Origin of the sequence: Consotaella salsifontis (genome assembly GCF_900167365.1) — a bacterium.
GTDB classification, from domain to species: domain Bacteria; phylum Pseudomonadota; class Alphaproteobacteria; order Rhizobiales; family Rhizobiaceae; genus Consotaella; species Consotaella salsifontis.
This window is the reverse complement of the sequence record NZ_FUXL01000008.1, coordinates 1-16,568: the sequence shown is the minus strand read 5'-3', so window position 1 is coordinate 16,568 and position 16,568 is coordinate 1. Positions and strand designations below refer to the sequence as shown.

General features: G+C 61.2%; 22 protein-coding genes. 19 read left to right on the top strand and 3 right to left on the bottom strand.

Annotated features, from left to right (window positions below; genetic code table 11):
- Position 1: 1 nt before the first annotated feature.
- The 15 genes from B5D38_RS12445 to B5D38_RS12375 all read left to right on the top strand — a co-directional run bounded on the left by B5D38_RS12445 (position 2) and on the right by B5D38_RS12375 (position 12,952).
- Complete coding sequence (locus tag B5D38_RS12445; RefSeq protein WP_078708763.1) at positions 2–1,345, top strand: hypothetical protein; 1,344 nt, start codon at positions 2–4, stop codon at positions 1,343–1,345.
- 277 nt (positions 1,346–1,622) lie between these two features.
- Entirely contained in the window at positions 1,623–2,393 is a 771-nt protein-coding gene (locus B5D38_RS12440; protein ID WP_078708762.1) for an ATP-binding protein, read from the top strand.
- Positions 2,394–2,576: 183 nt separating this feature from the next.
- Positions 2,577–3,170, top strand: coding sequence for a DUF669 domain-containing protein (locus B5D38_RS12435; RefSeq protein WP_078708761.1), 594 nt, complete (start codon positions 2,577–2,579; stop codon positions 3,168–3,170).
- A gap of 129 nt (positions 3,171–3,299) precedes the next feature.
- Positions 3,300–4,367, top strand: coding sequence for a DNA polymerase III subunit beta (gene dnaN / locus B5D38_RS12430; RefSeq protein ID WP_078708760.1), 1,068 nt, complete (start codon positions 3,300–3,302; stop codon positions 4,365–4,367).
- A gap of 2 nt (positions 4,368–4,369) precedes the next feature.
- Positions 4,370–4,639 (top strand): hypothetical protein, encoded by a 270-nt coding sequence (locus tag B5D38_RS12425; RefSeq protein WP_078708759.1) that lies wholly within the window; start codon positions 4,370–4,372, stop codon positions 4,637–4,639.
- Positions 4,639–5,568, top strand: a complete 930-nt coding sequence (locus B5D38_RS12420) for a PDDEXK family nuclease (protein ID WP_078708758.1) — start codon at positions 4,639–4,641, stop codon at positions 5,566–5,568. The genes B5D38_RS12425 and B5D38_RS12420 overlap by 1 nt, the downstream gene beginning before the upstream one ends.
- Positions 5,565–6,065 (top strand): sigma factor, encoded by a 501-nt coding sequence (locus B5D38_RS12415; RefSeq protein ID WP_078708757.1) that lies wholly within the window; start codon positions 5,565–5,567, stop codon positions 6,063–6,065. Before B5D38_RS12420 ends, B5D38_RS12415 begins: the two co-directional genes overlap by 4 nt.
- Positions 6,065–6,409, top strand: a complete 345-nt coding sequence (locus tag B5D38_RS12410) for a hypothetical protein (protein ID WP_078708756.1) — start codon at positions 6,065–6,067, stop codon at positions 6,407–6,409. Before B5D38_RS12415 ends, B5D38_RS12410 begins: the two co-directional genes overlap by 1 nt.
- The gene (locus tag B5D38_RS12405; RefSeq protein ID WP_078708755.1) at positions 6,409–8,121 is read left to right on the top strand and encodes a DEAD/DEAH box helicase; all 1,713 of its coding nucleotides are present in this window, start codon (positions 6,409–6,411) and stop codon (positions 8,119–8,121) included. Before B5D38_RS12410 ends, B5D38_RS12405 begins: the two co-directional genes overlap by 1 nt.
- Before the next feature lie 68 nt (positions 8,122–8,189).
- The gene (locus B5D38_RS12400; RefSeq protein WP_078708754.1) at positions 8,190–9,125 is read left to right on the top strand and encodes a phosphatase domain-containing protein; all 936 of its coding nucleotides are present in this window, start codon (positions 8,190–8,192) and stop codon (positions 9,123–9,125) included.
- Entirely contained in the window at positions 9,122–10,222 is a 1,101-nt protein-coding gene (locus tag B5D38_RS12395; RefSeq protein WP_078708753.1) for an RNA ligase, read from the top strand. Before B5D38_RS12400 ends, B5D38_RS12395 begins: the two co-directional genes overlap by 4 nt.
- 89 nt (positions 10,223–10,311) lie before the next feature.
- Positions 10,312–10,794 carry a siphovirus Gp157 family protein gene (locus B5D38_RS12390; RefSeq protein WP_245319174.1) on the top strand — a complete coding sequence of 161 codons (483 nt, stop codon included), beginning with the start codon at positions 10,312–10,314 and terminating at the stop codon, positions 10,792–10,794.
- Positions 10,794–11,249 (top strand): hypothetical protein, encoded by a 456-nt coding sequence (locus tag B5D38_RS12385; RefSeq protein WP_131829914.1) that lies wholly within the window; start codon positions 10,794–10,796, stop codon positions 11,247–11,249. Before B5D38_RS12390 ends, B5D38_RS12385 begins: the two co-directional genes overlap by 1 nt.
- Positions 11,249–11,515, top strand: a complete 267-nt coding sequence (locus B5D38_RS12380; RefSeq protein ID WP_131829913.1) for a hypothetical protein — start codon at positions 11,249–11,251, stop codon at positions 11,513–11,515. Before B5D38_RS12385 ends, B5D38_RS12380 begins: the two co-directional genes overlap by 1 nt.
- A 36-nt stretch (positions 11,516–11,551) precedes the next feature.
- Positions 11,552–12,952, top strand: a complete 1,401-nt coding sequence (locus B5D38_RS12375) for a helicase (protein ID WP_245319172.1) — start codon at positions 11,552–11,554, stop codon at positions 12,950–12,952.
- On the opposite strand, the gene B5D38_RS22845 is transcribed toward B5D38_RS12375, so the two are convergent.
- A complete protein-coding gene (locus tag B5D38_RS22845) occupies positions 12,953–13,153 on the bottom strand; it encodes a helix-turn-helix domain-containing protein (RefSeq protein ID WP_078708749.1) in 201 nt (66 codons plus the stop codon).
- 239 nt (positions 13,154–13,392) lie between these two features.
- On the opposite strand from B5D38_RS22845, the gene B5D38_RS12365 reads away from it, so the two are divergent.
- From B5D38_RS12365 to B5D38_RS22740, 4 genes are all read left to right on the top strand, one after another.
- Positions 13,393–14,439: a DNA-methyltransferase gene (locus B5D38_RS12365; protein WP_078708748.1), complete on the top strand. Its 1,047-nt coding sequence runs from the start codon at positions 13,393–13,395 to the stop codon at positions 14,437–14,439.
- Entirely contained in the window at positions 14,436–14,783 is a 348-nt protein-coding gene (locus tag B5D38_RS12360; RefSeq protein ID WP_078708747.1) for a DUF6511 domain-containing protein, read from the top strand. The genes B5D38_RS12365 and B5D38_RS12360 overlap by 4 nt, the downstream gene beginning before the upstream one ends.
- Positions 14,783–15,373 (top strand): DNA cytosine methyltransferase, encoded by a 591-nt coding sequence (locus B5D38_RS22385; RefSeq protein ID WP_245319170.1) that lies wholly within the window; start codon positions 14,783–14,785, stop codon positions 15,371–15,373. Before B5D38_RS12360 ends, B5D38_RS22385 begins: the two co-directional genes overlap by 1 nt.
- 450 nt (positions 15,374–15,823) lie before the next feature.
- Positions 15,824–15,955 (top strand): hypothetical protein, encoded by a 132-nt coding sequence (locus tag B5D38_RS22740; RefSeq protein ID WP_280949389.1) that lies wholly within the window; start codon positions 15,824–15,826, stop codon positions 15,953–15,955.
- A 12-nt stretch (positions 15,956–15,967) separates the two neighbouring features.
- Here B5D38_RS22740 and B5D38_RS12350 read toward each other — a convergent pair whose 3' ends face one another.
- Both B5D38_RS12350 and B5D38_RS12345 read right to left on the bottom strand, forming a co-directional pair.
- Positions 15,968–16,366, bottom strand: a complete 399-nt coding sequence (locus B5D38_RS12350) for a type II toxin-antitoxin system HicB family antitoxin (RefSeq protein WP_078708746.1) — start codon at positions 16,364–16,366, stop codon at positions 15,968–15,970.
- Positions 16,367–16,377: 11 nt separating this feature from the next.
- On the bottom strand, positions 16,378–16,568 hold a 191-nt coding region (locus B5D38_RS12345), incomplete at its 5' end, for a type II toxin-antitoxin system HicA family toxin (RefSeq protein ID WP_078708745.1).

The window sequence follows — 16,568 nt, the reverse complement described above, 5'->3', positions numbered from 1 at the left end:
CATGGGTAACGACACCGAATTCAAGTCCGGCGATCTCGTGCGATGCGTCAGGGCTGATATCTCATGGTTCACCGAAGGCAAGATCTATAAGGTCGGAGATGTCGATATCGACAATTGCGTGGTCGTCGTTGCAGACGACGACGGCGACCCAACCCGCCAGCCGACCTACTGCTTCGAGCCCGTCACTCTGCCGGTCGGCGCAAAGGTCAAATTCACCGACGAATGCTCTAGCAGTTGGTTCTTTGGGCCGCATACGGACCACAAGGACGGCGTGATCTCTGTTGTCTGCGATGAAGGCTCCGGCATAAATTATGGCGTCGATATCGCCGGCATGATCGGATGGGTCGACGACAAGCATATCGACGTCGTTGACCCGTTTGTCGGGTGGGACAAAGGGCCTGATCATGCGTTCAAGATCGGCGATCGCGTTCGGCTGACGGCCGACAATGGCGGGTTCGGAGCCGAGGGTGACGAGGGCGAGGTCGTCGACATCACCCAATCCGGCATTCTGCTCGTTCGCTTCGACAGGGAGATCAGGGGCGACGGCAAATGGTATGTGATGCCAAGAATCGCCGCGCCCGTGCTGGCCAGCGATGGTGCGACCAGCGGGGGCACGACATTCCGCGTCGGCGATCGCGTGAAATCCAGGGATGGCGACCCGACTGACGCTGTCGGTACGGTCGTCGAGGTCGATTATTCGTCTTACCTGATCAGCTTCGACGGCTGGACTGGTGGCCATTCTGGTGGCGGCAAGACGCCAGACTATTCTGGGTGGTGGCTGCCTGCCAGCCGCCTGGACAGGGCACCGGCCAACGACAACGAACCGACCGATCCCGCGGTGAGCGCCTTCCGCGTCGGCATGAAAATCCGCGCCAAGGATAGCGATTGGTGCAACGGCTATGTCGCCGGAGACGTCCTTACCATCACACGAGTTAATGGAGATTGCGCCTTCTTCCGCGACAACGACGGCGACGAACGGCTCGTGTACAATGAAATTTTCGACATCGTCGATGACGATGCGGCGGCAATCAGCCCTGTCTGGATCGTCGCCAAGATGGACGGCACACAGCCCAAGCCGTCGCTGCACCCGTGCGTCCATCCATCGAAGTCGGCGGCTGAAGCCGAAGCTAGCCGGCTGGCGAACGTGATCAAGGGCGCCGAGTTCGCAGTGTTCGAGATGGTCGCCAATCGCAAGGTCGAAAAGACCTATGATTACGAATGGCAGCGTCTCGCAGCGTGCGGCAGAAAGATTGAAGCGATCAAGATGCTGCGATCGATGACGGGCATGGGCCTCGCGACGACCAAAGACGCCGTAGATGATTGGCTAAAGCGCGAAGCCGCCTGATCACCCAATCCACCCCAATCAATCCATCAACCCTGCCGGCCTTGCCGGCAGGACCGGAGGATGCACGTTGGAAGACTTCATCTCTGACGATGACGACACGCCGCCAGCTTCGAAATGGTCGGTCGCACTGTGGCCGTGGGAATAGCCGCCGTGTCTGCGGTGTCTTTTCTTGCCTTCTATGGGGCAGGAGTTCTGATCGGTCGATCGTTCGGCTGACTTATCCCCGCTCGCCGGTGCCGGCGTAAAGTCCACTACGAGAGCCAATCAAGAGGGCATCATGGCCATCAGCCTTGCCGGAATGAAGACCACCAAAAGCGACAAGCCGCCCGTGTTCCTGATCTACGGTGTCGATGGTGTCGGCAAGACATCACTTGCCGCCGAGTTCCCCGATCCGATCTACCTGCCGACGGAAGGCGAGGAGCCGCCGTCGGATATCGAGATGCCAACACCGGGAACGATCGAGAGTTTCGACGATCTGCTCAATCTTTTCGCCGAGCTTCTCACGGAGGAGCACGACCGCAAGACCGCCATCGTCGATAGCCTCGACGGCCTGGAAAATCTCGTCTGGCAGGCCACGTGCCGCCGGCTTGGCGTATCGTCGATCGAGGAGCCCGGATTCGGCAAGGGGTATGTCGAGGCCGATACCGAATGGTTGGAGTACCTGTCGGCTGTGCTGGCGCTGAAATCGAGGGGTGTTGCTGTCGTGCAACTGGCGCACCCCGAGATTGTGCGCTTCGACAGTCCGATCAGCGATCCATACAGCAGATATGGGATCAAGCTACACAAGCGGGCGAATGCTCTCGTGCGCGAAAAGGCCGACATCGTCGCCTTCATGAACTACCGCATTAGCATCAAAGAAAAGGAAGTGGCGCGGCAGACAAAAGTCGCGCACGCCGAGGGTGGGCAGGAGCGACAGATCCATCTTGCCGAGCGCGCCGGCTTCACGGCCAAGAACCGGTACGGGATGCCGGACGTGATTCCATACCGAAAGGGGGAGGGCTACTCGAAGCTCTGCCAGCACTTCCCCCATCCCACTGGCGCCCAGTAACAGCCGTCTAAAGATCGTTAGCCGTGACTTGATTTTTACGCGCGCAACGCGAAGTGACCTACGGTCATGCTGCTATAAGGAAGGCGGACTTTAGGACACCATCAACCACCACGACGATCACCAGACCACAGCCTATCCACCCACCACGAACCACCACAATCACCGCTAGACCACAGAGAGAAAATGGCAAATCTTGGCAGAAAATTCGATGCCAGCGAGCACGATACCGACTCGCATGGGCAGTACGATGAATTGCCCGATGGCATCTACGAGCTCGAAATCGAGGCTTCCGAAGTCAAGGAAAACTCAAAAGGCAACGGGACGATCCTGAAGACGACGGCGGTCGTCCTCCGCCCCGAAGAGTTCAAGGATCGAAAGTTCTTCGACACCTTCAACCTCGAACACAGCAACCCGCAGGCGCAGGAGATCGGCCAGCGCCAGTTCGCCCAGCTCTGCCGCGCCATCGGCGTGGTTGAGGTTGAGGACAGCGAGGAGCTGCACTTCCGCAGCTACGTCGTAAAGATCGGCCTCGGCAAGCCTTCCAAGGAGAAGGACGAAAGCGGGAATCCAAGGTACCCGGCGCGCGCCGAGGTGAAGCGCTACTTCTACCCCGATGAGGGTAATGTGCCTGAACCTGAGGCAGCATCGCCTGCGGCTGAGCGACCTTCAAGCCATGGCGGCGCCACACCACCGGCCCGCCATGGTCAGTCAGCCAGCCGCGCGGCGCAGGCGGGTGCCTCATCAGGCCCGGCCAAGAAGCGTCCATGGGGGAAGTGACAATTCACCCATAATGAAAGGGCGACGCTTCCCCACCACGAGAAACGTCGCCCGGTATTCCTGACGGATCAGCCCACCACGACCTACCCCGTCTCACCACATAGGGCCGCTAGACCCTGAGGAGAATCGATGCGAATTGAGATAGAGCGCACCGAATTCATGCGTCTGTTAACATCGAATTCTTTGGTTGTCCAGTCGAGAAACACCATTCCAATCCTTGCGACGGTGCTTCTGAATGCGACTTTCCAAGGATTGGAAATCAGATCAACCGATCTGAACGTGGAAATCAAGAATTCAATCGCGCTTGAGTGCGAACCTGGCGCCGTCTGTGTCAGCGCGAAGACACTCACCGATGCCGTGCGCAAGGTCTCGTCGGAGACCATCACCCTGGAGCTGAAGGATTCGCAGCTCATTCTGAAGTCCGGCAGAAGCCGGTACAAGCTGCCGACGTTTCCTGCCGAGGATTTCCCGGATATCGCGGATCAGCAATTCGACGCTGAATTCGAGATCGACCTCGCGGCTTTGATCGCGCCGGTGGCGTTCGCGGTCTCGACGGATTCAACCCGCTTTTACCTCAACGGCGTGCTGCTTCACCACGACGAAGGCAAGATCGTCACGGTTGGAACTGACGGCCACCGCCTGGCTCGCAACGCGATTGCCGCCGGCGAGATTGCGCCAGGCGTTCTGTCCGCCGGGATCATTGTCCCGCGCGAGACGCTGAAGCTCATCCCGAAGGGGAGGATTACCGTTGCGGTCAGCGAATCCAGGATTCGGCTGACATCCGGCAGCACCATCATCACTTCGCGGCTGGTCGACGGGACATACCCTGACTTCAAGCGCGTTATCCCGCGCAACAATGAGAGCGTGGCAACCGTCGATCGTGACGACCTCGTCGCCGCGGTCGATCGCGTCTCGGTGGTGTCAAAGCAACAAGGGAGCGGCATTAAGCTCGCGTTCGCATCCGATGAATGCGCTCTGTCGTCTCATGGTGACGGAGACGCCGAGGACGCGATCGCGATCGCATTCAGCGGTAGTGAGATCGGCATTGGTTTTTCCAGTCGGTATCTGAGCGAGATGCTGGCCGCGGCTCCCGAAGGACCCGTTCAGATTGCGCTCGACGACGGTGGAGCGCCAGCACTCTTCACCAGCCAGGCCGATCCGGAATGGCTCGGCGTCCTCATGCCGATGAGGGTGTGAAGATGGGCGACCGCTACATCTCGATCAACACGAAGCTCAGCAACATTATCCGGGAGATGACCACTGACGAATTGGTCTCCGCCGCTGCGCGCCGTGGCTACAACCTCCGGAATGACGCCGTCGTCATTGACGCCATTGCAGACTTAAGGGCGGGGCGGATCGATGACGCCATCATTGCTCTTGATCGCGAGTTCGCGCCGAAGTTTATGGATTCGTCTGCGGCCGAACACGCCTATCAAGCGGCGATGCAGGAGAAGCGGGGGCGGCCTTAATGGCCCCGCTTCCCAAGCCGCAGGCTTCGACAGTACGCGCGATCTACGCGGCCTACGAGGCGGCGGCCGAATCATGGGACAGCCTGGGCATATCGGTCGGCGAGGCCAACGCCGAATGCGATCGGCAGCTCTGGTACTCTTTCCGGTGGGCATCGCCACTTGAAAAGCACCACGGCCGCCAGCTGCGCCTCTTTGAGACCGGCAACATCGAAGAGGATCGTCTCGTCGATGATCTGCGGCGGATCGGCGTCGATGTTTACGGTCAGCAAGACCGCATCCGCCTCGTCGGTTCCCACGTCCGTGGCAAGTGCGACGGCAAGGTCACTGGTCTGCCGGAGGCGCCGAAGACCGAGCACTTGCTGGAGTTCAAGAGCTCCAACGAGAAGGGCATGAAGGAGATCATCAAGCACGGATGCCAGAAGGCGAAGCCTCTCCATTTTGGCCAGTGCCAGCTTGGAATGCACGCCTTTGGCCTGTCGCGGTGCCTATACCTCGTCAGCTGCAAGAACGACGACACCCTCTATGCCGAGCGCATCACCTATGACGCCGAATTCACGCTGCGGCTGTTGGCGCGTCTCGATCGCATCATCAACACGCCAGAGCCGCCATCGCGTGTCAGCGACAACCCGGACATCCCGCCGTGCCTGTTCTGCAAGCATCGATCTGCCTGCCACGATGGCGCGTGGCCACGCGTGACGTGCCGGTCGTGCATTCACTCGACGCCGGAGACGTGCGGAGACGCACACTGGTCATGTGCGCGGTGGGCCAAGCCGCTTTCATTCGATGAGCAGAAGGTTGCATGCGAGGCCCACCTTTTTATCCCCTCGCTCGTGCCCGGCGAACAAGTCGACGTCAACGAAGAATCCGAGACCATCACATACCGCCTTCGCAACGGTGAGACGTGGGTGGACGGAGAGGGAAAGTCATGATCAGCGCCAACGACAACATCCCATCAGATCGACCCGCCGAGTTTGACAATCGCCTTGTCGCCTATTTGCCCGGCCTGCGGCGGCTGGCCAAGCGGATCGCCCCGCACAACGCCGATGATCTGGTCAACGACACGGTCGCGCTCGTCTGTGAGCGGTGGGTGAATTTCCGCGGCTCCCCGACGGATATCGGTTTTTGGGCGTGGTTATCCGTGACCATGCGGGGGATCGCGTCTAACCAGCGGCGGCGCAAATCCATCACGACAATCAGCATGGATGACGCCATAGCCACTGTCGTCTCGATCAATCCAGCGCAAGAGGCAGCGGCAGACCTTTCGATCATCGCGGGCCGATCGTCGGGGGTGCCCGGAGACATGCTCATGGCGTCGGCCATGGGTGATCACTACGCAGAAATAGCCGACAGGCATGGCACGGCGCCGACGCGCGTTCGCTATGTCATTAAGCAGGAGCGCCGCCGGCTGATTGGGATGGCCTCCTGATGGCCGATCGCAGTGGATATTCCGATGCACACCGCGAGCGCGAGCGTGCCGCTACGCGCGAGCGGATGGCCAGGCGATATGCGGCGATGACGCCAGATGAGCGGGCGGCCATCGCAAGGCGCCGCAAAGAGCGAGAGCGCGAGAAAGCGTCAAAAGATCCAGAGTGGGCGGCAGCGCACCGCGCCCGCAGGCGTCGGACGCTCGCGCGTTATTTCAACAGCCGCCGCGACGATCCAGATTTTTTGATCGCGCGCACTGAGTACCTGCGCATGTGGCGCGAAGGCCGGCGCGAGAGCGAGCACTTCGATCAGTTCATGGCGCGTATCGAGGCAGGGGGCGAATAATGCTCAAGCTGCGAGACTACCAGCGAGACGCCATCGATGCCCTCTATGACTATTGGGGTCGGGAAGGCGGTTCGCCGCTCATCGTCGTGCCGACTGGCGGCGGGAAGAGCCTCATCCTGGCCACGATTTGCCAGGAGCTCATCCGCGATTATCCAGACATGCGCATCATGATAGTGACGCACGTCAAGGAGCTGATCGAGAGCAACTACCGCGAGCTTGTCGGCATCTGGCCACTGGCGCCAGCCGGCATCTACTCTGCCGGGCTCGGCCGCCGGGATGCCCATGCGCAGATCCTCTTCGCCGGAGTTCAAACGATCTCGCGCAAGGCGACGAATCTCGGCCATTTCGATCTCGTCATGGTCGATGAAGCCCATCTCTTGCCGCGTAACGCCGAGACGCAATATGGCCAGCTGCTCGCAGGTCTGCGGTCCATCAACCAGGATTTGCGGTTGGTCGGCATGACGGCCACGCCATTTCGGCTCGGCGAAGGGCTGCTCACGGAGGGCGATGGCGCAATCTTCGACGCCATCGCCTATGAAAAGCCGATCGGCGAGATGATCGAGGAAAAATGGCTGTCTCGCCCGATCAGCAAAGGCATGGCCACCAGATACGATCTGACCGGCGTCGGCAAGCTCGGCGGCGACTATAAGCAGAATGCGCTGCAGGCCGCCGTCGATAAGTTTGAGGTGACGCGGGCGGCAATCGACGAAGTCTGCGCTTATGGCCACGACCGCAAAACGTGGTTGCTTTTCTGCTCTGGACTTGAGCACGCATATCACGTTCGCGATGAGATCAGGTCGCGCGGCATCAGCTGCGAGACGGTTGCCGGCGAGACGCCATCGGATGAGCGCCGCCGCATCCTGGAAGAGTTCAAGGCGGGACGCATCAGGGCCGTGACCAATAACGCCGTGATGACGACCGGCACGAACATCCCTGGAATCGACTTGCTCGCGATGATGCGCCCGACCCTCTCGGCGAGCCTGTACGTCCAGATGATCGGGCGCGGCCTCAGGCTGGCGCCAGGGAAGGAGAACTGCCTTGTGCTGGATTTCGCCGGCAACGTCTCCAAGCATGGGCCGATCGATGCGGTGACGCCAAGCGCGCCGCGCAGCGGCACCGGCGAAGCGCCTGTACGGCTTTGCCCGCGTGACGGAACCGATCCGACCGGCAGATGTGGATGCGGCTCGATCAACCACGCCAGCGCGAGGGTGTGCGTTGACTGCGGCTTCATCTTCCCCGAGCCGGAGAAGGAGGAGAAGCTTTCGCGCGAGGCCGAATATGTGCCGGTGCTTTCGACCGAGGGCGCGGCGTGGGCGACCGTCAAGTCTCGCACTTTCAGATTTCACCCACCCAAGATCGAGAGCAACCCGCCAAGCGTGAAGGTCACGTACATGGTGGGAATGAAGACGGTAAACGAGTGGGTGTGCCCTCAGCACATGGAGCATCCCAACCCGCGCAGCCGGCAGTTCCCGAAGACCAAGGCTGACCGCTTCTGGCGTCAGCATGGCGGCGCATTGCCTTGCCCGACGGCGGTTGACGAATGGCTGAGCAGGCAAGGCGAACTTCTGCCAACGGCCGAGATCCAGCTCGATTACTCTCAGTCGAGCAAATATCCCGATGTCAAGGGGCATAGACCAGGCGCGCGCGTCGTCGGCGACGACGCGGCAAACGACAACGTACCGTGGAACGATGCTGACGAGATACCATTTTGATTGACGAAATGGTGAAATTGTAATAGGGTAAGGAAATCGCCACCCCATTGCCACTGAGGAGAGCACCGGTGTTCGTCATATTCGATCTCGACGGCACGATCGCCAATATCGGCCATCGCGTCCACTTCGTGCGAGGCACGCGCAAGCCTGATTGGGATGCATTCTTCAAAGCGTGCGTCGACGATCTGCCGGTGCCGCATGTCATCGACAGTTTGCGTGCGCACATCGCCGCCGGTCATCGTGTCGAGATCTGGTCGGCCAGGTCGGCCATCGTTCGCGACGAAACGAAATCATGGCTCGCGTCTGTTGGGATCGACCCGTCCTTACTCCGACACATGCGGGCGATATGGGACAATACGCCAGATGTCGAGCTCAAGCGATTCTGGCTCAATCAAGAATACTGTCGACCCGATCTCGTCTATGACGACCGGCAACGGATCGTCGATATGTGGCGCGCCGAGGGCGTGCCGTGTTTTCAAGTCGTGGCCGATTGGGATGGCGATCGCCGCATTATCGCGCCGGTTTGCAACCCGCTGCTCACCGTTATGGTGGGGCCGAGCGGGGCAGGGAAGACGAGCTATGCTCGCGACATGGCCGGATACTTGTCGAGCGATCTTCTCCGCTACGACTACACCGGGTCCATCGCCGACCAATCGCGCAATGACGACGTTTTTACGGCACTGCATCGCATCGCTAAGGCGCGGCTCGACAGCGGTCTGCCGGTTACTATCGACGCGACCAACCTACGGCGACGCGATCGTCTGGCGTGCGTGGCTCTCGCGCCGGCTGGGGCTGGTGTGCGGTACATCGTGATCGACCGGCCGCTCGCCGAGAAGGCGCGCGACGGCGGATGGCGCAACGACGTGATGGTTGGCGACAAGACGTTGATCGAGGCTCACCACGAGCGGATGCAATCGGCGTTGCGAGACATTTTGGCCGGTGACGGCCTGCCGCATGTGGCGGTGGTGGATCTTCGCGGGATTGGGATGAGGGCAGCCGCATGACCTTTCCGAAGATCCGCCACATCAACGACGTTTTGCCCCATGTTGAGGGTCGCCCCGAGTTCGTTGTCGCCGACAAGGGCGACTACACCGTGATCGATTACGTCTTTGCGATCGACGACAGTTTCGACGATCCAATCCGGGGCGAGTGCCGCGGCATCAAATTCTCGCCAGACGGTTCGGTTCTGGCGCGGCCGCTCCACAAGTTCTTCAACGTCGGCGAGCGGCGCGAAACACTGCCGCGCATGCTTGATTTTAGCCGGCCACACACTGTCCTGGAGAAGCTCGACGGCACCATGATCCACCCGGCCATCATCGATGGCGAGGTTGTGCTCATGACGCGCATGGGGCGCACCGAGCATGCCCAAAAAGCCGAGCGGCACTTGACGCCAAGCGTCCGTGAATTCTGCTGCGGCCTTTTGCTCGGCGGCGCGACGCCGATCTTCGAATGGACCGCGCCCGACAACCGAATCGTCGTGCGATACGAGAAAAGCGCGCTGACGCTGCTGGCTGTGCGCAACACGGTCGACGGATCATATTGGCCACACGACGCGATTGTCCGAACCGGCATGCCGTGCGCTCCGGTTTTCCAGTCCAGCTACTCCACCGCCGCCGACTTCATCGCCTTCGCACGCGCCGTCGTCGGCAAGGAAGGCTTCGTCGTGCGGTGGGACGATGGCACGATGGTCAAGGCCAAGGGCGAAGATTACGTGCTCAAGCACCGGGCTAAGGACGGCATCTTGCAGGAGAAAAACATCCTGGCGCTCGTTCTCGGCGGTGGGCTTGATGACGTTCTGCCCCTTCTTGATGACGCCGACGCCGATGCTGCCAGGCGCTATCGCGATGACGTTATGGCCGGCATCCGGCGCACTGCCGCAGAACTCTGCGGGTTCGTGGCGGCGAATGACAACCTGCCGCAGAAGGATTTTGCGACTGGGCCTGTTCAGTTGCTCGCTCCAGAACTGCGTTCGCTCGCCTTCCTCGTGCGGCGCGGTATGAACGCAGACACCGCGATCCGCGCACGGCTGATCGCAAGGGCAACCAGCCAAAGCGGCGTGGACGAATGCCGCACTCTGCACGGCGCGCGTTGGTGCGCCTAAAATCACCATTTTACCATATCATGAGGAGATCCGACACCATGCCGGCCAACGACAATCGTGCGCCCAATCCCAATTATCTCGCCTACGACGTGACGCTGCTCGAGCGAGAGTTCGCCGACCTGCTCGCCGCATATCCCGAACTCGTCGAAGACGAGACGCTGCGGGCTGACACCATCGAGGGCGAGACCGACGCGCACCGAGTTCTTTCGAAGATCGTGGCGATCGAGCGCGACGCCAACAGCATGATGGCGGCCGTCGGCGAGCGCGTCAAAGACCTTCAAGTGCGGAAAGCGCGATACGAGCGGCGCAAGGACGCCATGCGCGCGCTACTGTTTCGACTGATGAAGGCCGGAGCTCTCAGCAAGGTCAACTTGGCAGAAGCGACGCTGTCGATCGGCAAGGGCCGCGCGTCAGTCGAGATCGTCGATGAAACGAAGGTCCCGAAGCGGTTCATGAAGGTTACGACGACACCCGACAAGACCGCAATCAAGTCAGCCCTCGATGCCGGCGAGAAAGTGCGCGGCGCCAAAATGAGTGAGCCTGGTGAGGTCCTCAGTGTGAGGGCGGCGTGATGGCGAACGATGGCTGGAATTGGTGGGCTGGTTACGACGAAGAAACCATGCTTTGGGGGCCTTTCGACACCAAGGAAGAGGCCGTCAACGCGGGGCGGGAAGACGCTGGGGGAGAATTCCAAGACGCCGATGGCGTCTGGAAGGTCGGCGTTCATGTCGTCGAGGCTCGTAACGATCCGCTGCGGCTGGCCGATTGGATCGACGTTGAATGCTTGATCGAGCGCGCCGAAGAGGACCTGAGCGAGAGCGACCGCACGGGATATGAAGGCGACGAAGGACCGTACTTCGAATGCTCTCACGAGCAAGAAGTCGATCTAGCGTCGCGGATCAAGGCAGCATGCGATGAATGGCAAGCGGCACATGGGCTCGTCTTCACGTGTCGAACATCGAGCGCCATGCGCAATGACGAATATGTCGTCGTGTCTCACCCCAACGCCACCCGCGAGGCCGCGTGATGTCCGATGAATCCCCACCAGAACCCTTCGGCCTCAACGATGAACAGCGAGCAGGTACGGGGTGGATGGTAATCGGCGTGGATAACTTCAACCGCGATTCGGTCGATGACTTCATCCTTTGCCGGGACGTTCGTTCTGGAAAGCTCGCGGAAAGGATCGCCAACGCCATGAACGACAAGGGCGGGCTCGGAGGGTGCGGCGACACCTATTGGCGAGCCGTGCCGCACGACCACAAGCTTCATCGTGGCATGTGGGATTTGATCTAGCCGCCCGCCGCCTAACCACCACATCGAGGAGACTGCATGACCACCACCATGCCAGCCGAGGATGCCTATGCGGCGTTCCTCGCCAAGAAAGCTATGGTCGATCCGCCAACCGGACTGGCCGACATCCCAGACCTGCCGTCGGCGCTTTTCCCGTTCCAGCGTGACATCGTGCGGTGGTCGCTCAAGCGCGGACGCGCCGCGCTATTCGCTGGCACCGGTCTTGGCAAGACGCTGATGGAGTTGGCGTGGGGCTCGGCCATCCATGCGGCGCACGGCGGGATGGTCTTGCTGTTCGCACCGCTGGCCGTATCGACGCAGATCATCCGCGAGGCCGCAAAGTTCGGCATCCCGGCCCGGCTCGTGCGATGCCAGGCCGACTGCGGTCCCGGCATCAACGTGACCAATTACCAGAAGATTGAACACTTCGATCTCGCCGAGTTTATCGCGGTCATCCTCGACGAAAGCAGCATCCTAAAGTCGGAGACCGGCAAGTATCGCACCGACCTCATCGCGGTATGCTCCGCTGTGCCGTTTCGGCTGGCCGCAACCGCGACGCCGGCGCCAAACGACTTCATGGAGCTTGGCAACCACGCCGAGTTCCTGGGCGTGATGAGCTACACCGACATGCTATCCACGTTCTTCACCCACGACGGCGGTGAGACGCAGAAATGGCGGCTCAAGGGCCACGCCGAGAACGATTTCTGGCGGTGGATGGCGTCATGGTCGGTCATGCTGCGCAAGCCGTCAGATCTTGGCTACGAGGATGGCGCATACCAGCTGCCGGCGCTTCACCAGATCCATCACACTGTCGAAGTTCCGTCGCTTGCGCCTTATCTTCTCGGCGGCCGGGCGGCGACGCTGCAAGAGCGCATCAGGGCGCGGCGAGAGAGCGTCGACGATCGCGTGGCATTTGCCGCCAGCATCACGCCGACGGATCGTCAGTTCGTCTGGTGGTGCAACCTCAATTCCGAGAGCGAGGCGCTGGCCAAGGCCATTCCCGGCGCTGTCGAGGTCAGGGGATCGGATCGAGACGACGATAAGGAGCGCAAGCTTGTCGATTTCTCGGAAGGTCGCATCCGCGTCCTGATCACAAAGCCTTCGATTTGCGGATTCGGAATGAACTGGCAGCACTGCGCCGATACCGGATTTGTCGGGCTCAACGATAGCTTTGAGCAAATCTATCAGGCCGTCCGCCGCTTCTGGCGATTTGGCCAGGAGTGCGAGGTAACGGCCCACTTCATCGCGGCCGAGACCGAAGGCGCCGTCGTCGCCAACATCAAGCGCAAGGAGGCCGACGCCGAGCGCATGGCGGCGGCGATGGTGCTCCATACCGCCAACATCACGAAGGGCATCATCAACGCTCAGGCCCGCGACGTGGCAGTCTACAGCCCGACTATGCCGATGCAAATTCCCAATTGGCTTGGGGCTGCCGCATGATCAGTCGAGAACGCCATACCGTTCGATATATCGGCAGAGCTTCGCCACGGTCTCAGGGATTGCGCGGCTCCCTCGCTCATAATGACGAACCGCATCTGAGGTTGTGCCGTCTTTGGTCAGGGCGAGGCCGAGGGCCATCGCCGCTTGCGCCTGGGTGAGATTCAGCCGTTCACGCCAAGACCGAAAATCATCGGGGCTCACCCGTAGAAGTCCAACACCAGCCGATAATCAGCGGGGTTGCCATGCTTCCTCCACCCGATGCGATCCGCCACGATGATCCGGCGGCACGCAGCGATAATCAGCTCATCACCTGCGTCTTTGGCGGCTTCGAGGACTGACCAAACGATTTGCATCCGGGGAGACATCGACTTTCCCTTTGCTCTATTGGGTTCAATTTACTGTGCCAACGTCACAGTGTCAAGCCGTTTGATGGAGAATCCATGCTGACCACCACCACAGCCGACATTTGCGCCGTCAACCAGGTCGTGACGGACAAGTATGCCATCTACGAGGGCGATAGCTGCGAGCTCATTCGCGCGGTGCCGGGCGACAGCGTCGACTTCGGCATTCACTCCCCGCCATTCGAGGGGCTCTACAAATTCAGCGCTTCCGACCGCGACATCAGCAACAATGAGGGCGGCGCCTTTTGGGAGCACTACGCCTTCCTCATTCAGGAGCTACTGCGCGTCACCAAGCCGGGCCGAATCCACTCCGTCCATTGCATGCAACTGCCGGCCAGCAAGCGGCGCGACGGCTTCATCGGTATGCGCGACTTCCGCGGCGAGATCATCAGGGCCTATCAGGATGCGGGGTGGATCTTCCACAGCGAGGTTTGCATTTGGAAAGATCCCGTCGTCGCCCAGCAGCGCACGAAGAGCATCCGGCTCCTGCACAAGCAGCTCACGAGGGACAGTTGCATTTCGGGGCAGGGGTTGGCCGACTACATCGTGAGCTTTCGCAAACCCGGCGACAACGACGCGCCCGTGGCCGGCATGCTTGAGCAGTGGGTCGGAGACGGCAGCCTCGACATCAGCCGCGAGGCTTACGACCGGCACGCCGCCGAGACCATCGCAAATGGCCGCAAGCCTTGGCCGTTCGATATGTGGAAGTCGGTGTTGGTCTGGCAGCGCTACGCCTCGCCGGTCTGGTCCGACATTCGCCAGACGCGTACGCTGCAATATCGGTCTGCTCGCGATGAGCAAGACGAACAGCACATCTCGCCGCTGCAACTCGACGTCATCGAGCGGTGCATCGACCTTTGGTCACTACCCGGCGAGACGGTGCTGACGCCGTTCCTTGGCATCGGCAGCGAGGTCTATAGCGCTGTCGAGATGGGCCGGCGCGGCGTCGGGTTCGAGCTCAAGCCGAGCTATTTCCGCCAGGCAGCGAAAAACATCGCCGCGCTTGGCACGCCCAAGCAGCCAGCCGCCGATCTATTCGATCATTTGGCTGACAACGACAACGGCGCTGCGAGGGCGGCGGCGTGACCTTCACTCCAACAGCGGCCAAGGATGGCACGCCGACCGTCTGCCATGTCTGCGGCATGCATGCCGTCGGCATCGGCATTGGCAAGCCTACCGGCGATCCGCGTTATCTGTGCTCTGAATGCCTCACGCTTTTGGAGCGCATCCGCGAGGTGCGGCGGTTCGATCCATACGAGATGAAGGCGCGCGAGGGCGGCATGGATGCTGCCGCGCCGCTCGTGGAGGAGTTCGGCGCCGACCTTTCCGAATGGTCTGAAGATCAGGTGTTGCGGTTCGTCGGCACGATCTGGCGCGGCTGCGCTGATCGGCTGCACAAGACGCTCAGCGAGGGGGAGGCGCCGTTTTGATGCCTCACGCCTATTACAATGAAATCGATCCGTTCGCGGCTCAATGGCTGCGCAACCTTATTTCCGCCGGGCACATCGCGCCGGGCGACGTTGACGAGCGGAGCATCGAAGATGTCCGTCCAGACGAGCTTTCTGGATATACTCAGTGCCACTTCTTCGCCGGAATCGGTGTCTGGTCCTACGCTCTCCGAAACGCCGGATGGCCCGACGACCGTCCTGTATGGACCGGCTCCTGTCCTTGCCAGCCTTTCAGCGCGGCAGGCAAAGGCGGCGGGTTTGCTGACGAGCGGCACCTATGGCCCGCATGGTTCCACCTCATCAGCCAGTGCCGCCCTGCAATCGTCTTTGGCGAGCAGGTTGCGAGCAAGGACGGCCTTGGCTGGCTCGACCTTGTATCGGCTGACATGGAAGGAGCGGGCTACGCCTTCGGGGCGGTCGATACCTGCTCTGCGGGCAGTGGCGCCCCGCACATCCGGCAAAGACTGCGATTCGCGGCGAAGCGGTTGGCCGACGCCAACTGTGACAAACCACGGTCAGGGCGAGACAGCCGATGCGAGGAAGGCGAAGGGATTTGGCCTCAATCCAGCTGACGCGGCGCAACTGACCGGCTGGAACACGCCCCGCGCGACGGATGGATCGAACGGCGGCCCGAACCAATCGGGCGGAGCGCTGCCAGCGGATGCGGCGATGACGGGATGGGCGACGCCGACACAGCGCGACTACCGCCACGCGAATGCCCTTCCGTGGTCGGAGAGAGGTGGCGGGAAGAAGGGCGAACAACTGAACAATCAGGCGGTGCATCTGGCAGGCTGGCCAACGCCGAAAGCTCTGGACTGCACCAGCAACGTCGAACGACAGGAAGCGCGGATGCTACGGGAAGGCCGAGCGACGCCGAGCAACCTTCCGACCGCTGCCGATATGGCGAGCCCGGCCCGACTAACGGCTTCTGGCGAGATGCTGACTGGCTCTTCTGCCGGGATGGAAAGTGGCGGCCAGTTGAACCCGGCACATTCCCGCTGGCTCATGGGGCTCCCTCCCGAGTGGGACGACTGCGCGCCTACGGCAACGCGGTCGACGCGGAAGCCACGCGCGACTTCATCGCGGCGTTCCTTGAAGCCGAAGAACTCGCCCCAGCCAACGACAACGGCATAGCTGATAAGTTGGCAGCATGACCAACTGTCAGCTTAAACCCCAGAAAGGATTTTTGCCCGTGCCGCGCTCGCCAAGAAAGCGGATCTGGTGAGCCTGACCGCGTTCGCCGCCTCGTCGATTGCGGCCAGCAAGCCGGCATCGATCGACAGATTGGCCCTCACGGACCGTCCGCTTTCGGCGATCAACGGAACCACCACGAAGGCCGATCCGCCTTCCAACTGCTCGACGACATCGGGATCGGCTTTCATTTCAGCCGCAGTGCGAGCGGCCGGGGCGCCTTCACGAGATGCCCATTCAGCAAGAGCCGAAGCGGCATTGGCGATCGCCTCGTCGATCGTCTTGCCCATCGCGGTGCATCCTGGAGCGTCGGGGAATGCAATGCCGTATGCGCCGTCCCCGCCATCGAGCAGTCCAAGATATCGAGTGGTCATGGTGAGCTCTCCTATTTCCAGCCAGCGGCCTTGGCGATCGAACGGGCGACGCCCTGCGAGAGGGTGCGATGCCGAGGCACTTGGATCATCCGGAGGCCGTCTTTGACAAAGTTCTCATGTTCGCCGCCGCCGATGCTAGTCCAACCCTCAGAGAGGAGCCGGGCGACGATCTTGCGGCGGTTGTCTTCGAACTTCGGCATTT

Coding starts and splice junctions, on each gene's coding strand:
- B5D38_RS12445 (WP_078708763.1), top strand. CDS start 2: ATGGGTAACGACACCGAATTCAAGTCCGGCGATCTCGTGCGATGCGTC.
- B5D38_RS12440 (WP_078708762.1), top strand. CDS start 1,623: ATGGCCATCAGCCTTGCCGGAATGAAGACCACCAAAAGCGACAAGCCG.
- B5D38_RS12435 (WP_078708761.1), top strand. CDS start 2,577: ATGGCAAATCTTGGCAGAAAATTCGATGCCAGCGAGCACGATACCGAC.
- dnaN (WP_078708760.1), top strand. CDS start 3,300: ATGCGAATTGAGATAGAGCGCACCGAATTCATGCGTCTGTTAACATCG.
- B5D38_RS12425 (WP_078708759.1), top strand. CDS start 4,370: ATGGGCGACCGCTACATCTCGATCAACACGAAGCTCAGCAACATTATC.
- B5D38_RS12420 (WP_078708758.1), top strand. CDS start 4,639: ATGGCCCCGCTTCCCAAGCCGCAGGCTTCGACAGTACGCGCGATCTAC.
- B5D38_RS12415 (WP_078708757.1), top strand. CDS start 5,565: ATGATCAGCGCCAACGACAACATCCCATCAGATCGACCCGCCGAGTTT.
- B5D38_RS12410 (WP_078708756.1), top strand. CDS start 6,065: ATGGCCGATCGCAGTGGATATTCCGATGCACACCGCGAGCGCGAGCGT.
- B5D38_RS12405 (WP_078708755.1), top strand. CDS start 6,409: ATGCTCAAGCTGCGAGACTACCAGCGAGACGCCATCGATGCCCTCTAT.
- B5D38_RS12395 (WP_078708753.1), top strand. CDS start 9,122: ATGACCTTTCCGAAGATCCGCCACATCAACGACGTTTTGCCCCATGTT.
- B5D38_RS12385 (WP_131829914.1), top strand. CDS start 10,794: ATGGCGAACGATGGCTGGAATTGGTGGGCTGGTTACGACGAAGAAACC.
- B5D38_RS12380 (WP_131829913.1), top strand. CDS start 11,249: ATGTCCGATGAATCCCCACCAGAACCCTTCGGCCTCAACGATGAACAG.
- B5D38_RS12375 (WP_245319172.1), top strand. CDS start 11,552: ATGACCACCACCATGCCAGCCGAGGATGCCTATGCGGCGTTCCTCGCC.
- B5D38_RS12365 (WP_078708748.1), top strand. CDS start 13,393: ATGCTGACCACCACCACAGCCGACATTTGCGCCGTCAACCAGGTCGTG.
- B5D38_RS22385 (WP_245319170.1), top strand. CDS start 14,783: ATGCCTCACGCCTATTACAATGAAATCGATCCGTTCGCGGCTCAATGG.
- B5D38_RS12350 (WP_078708746.1), bottom strand. CDS start 16,366: ATGACCACTCGATATCTTGGACTGCTCGATGGCGGGGACGGCGCATAC.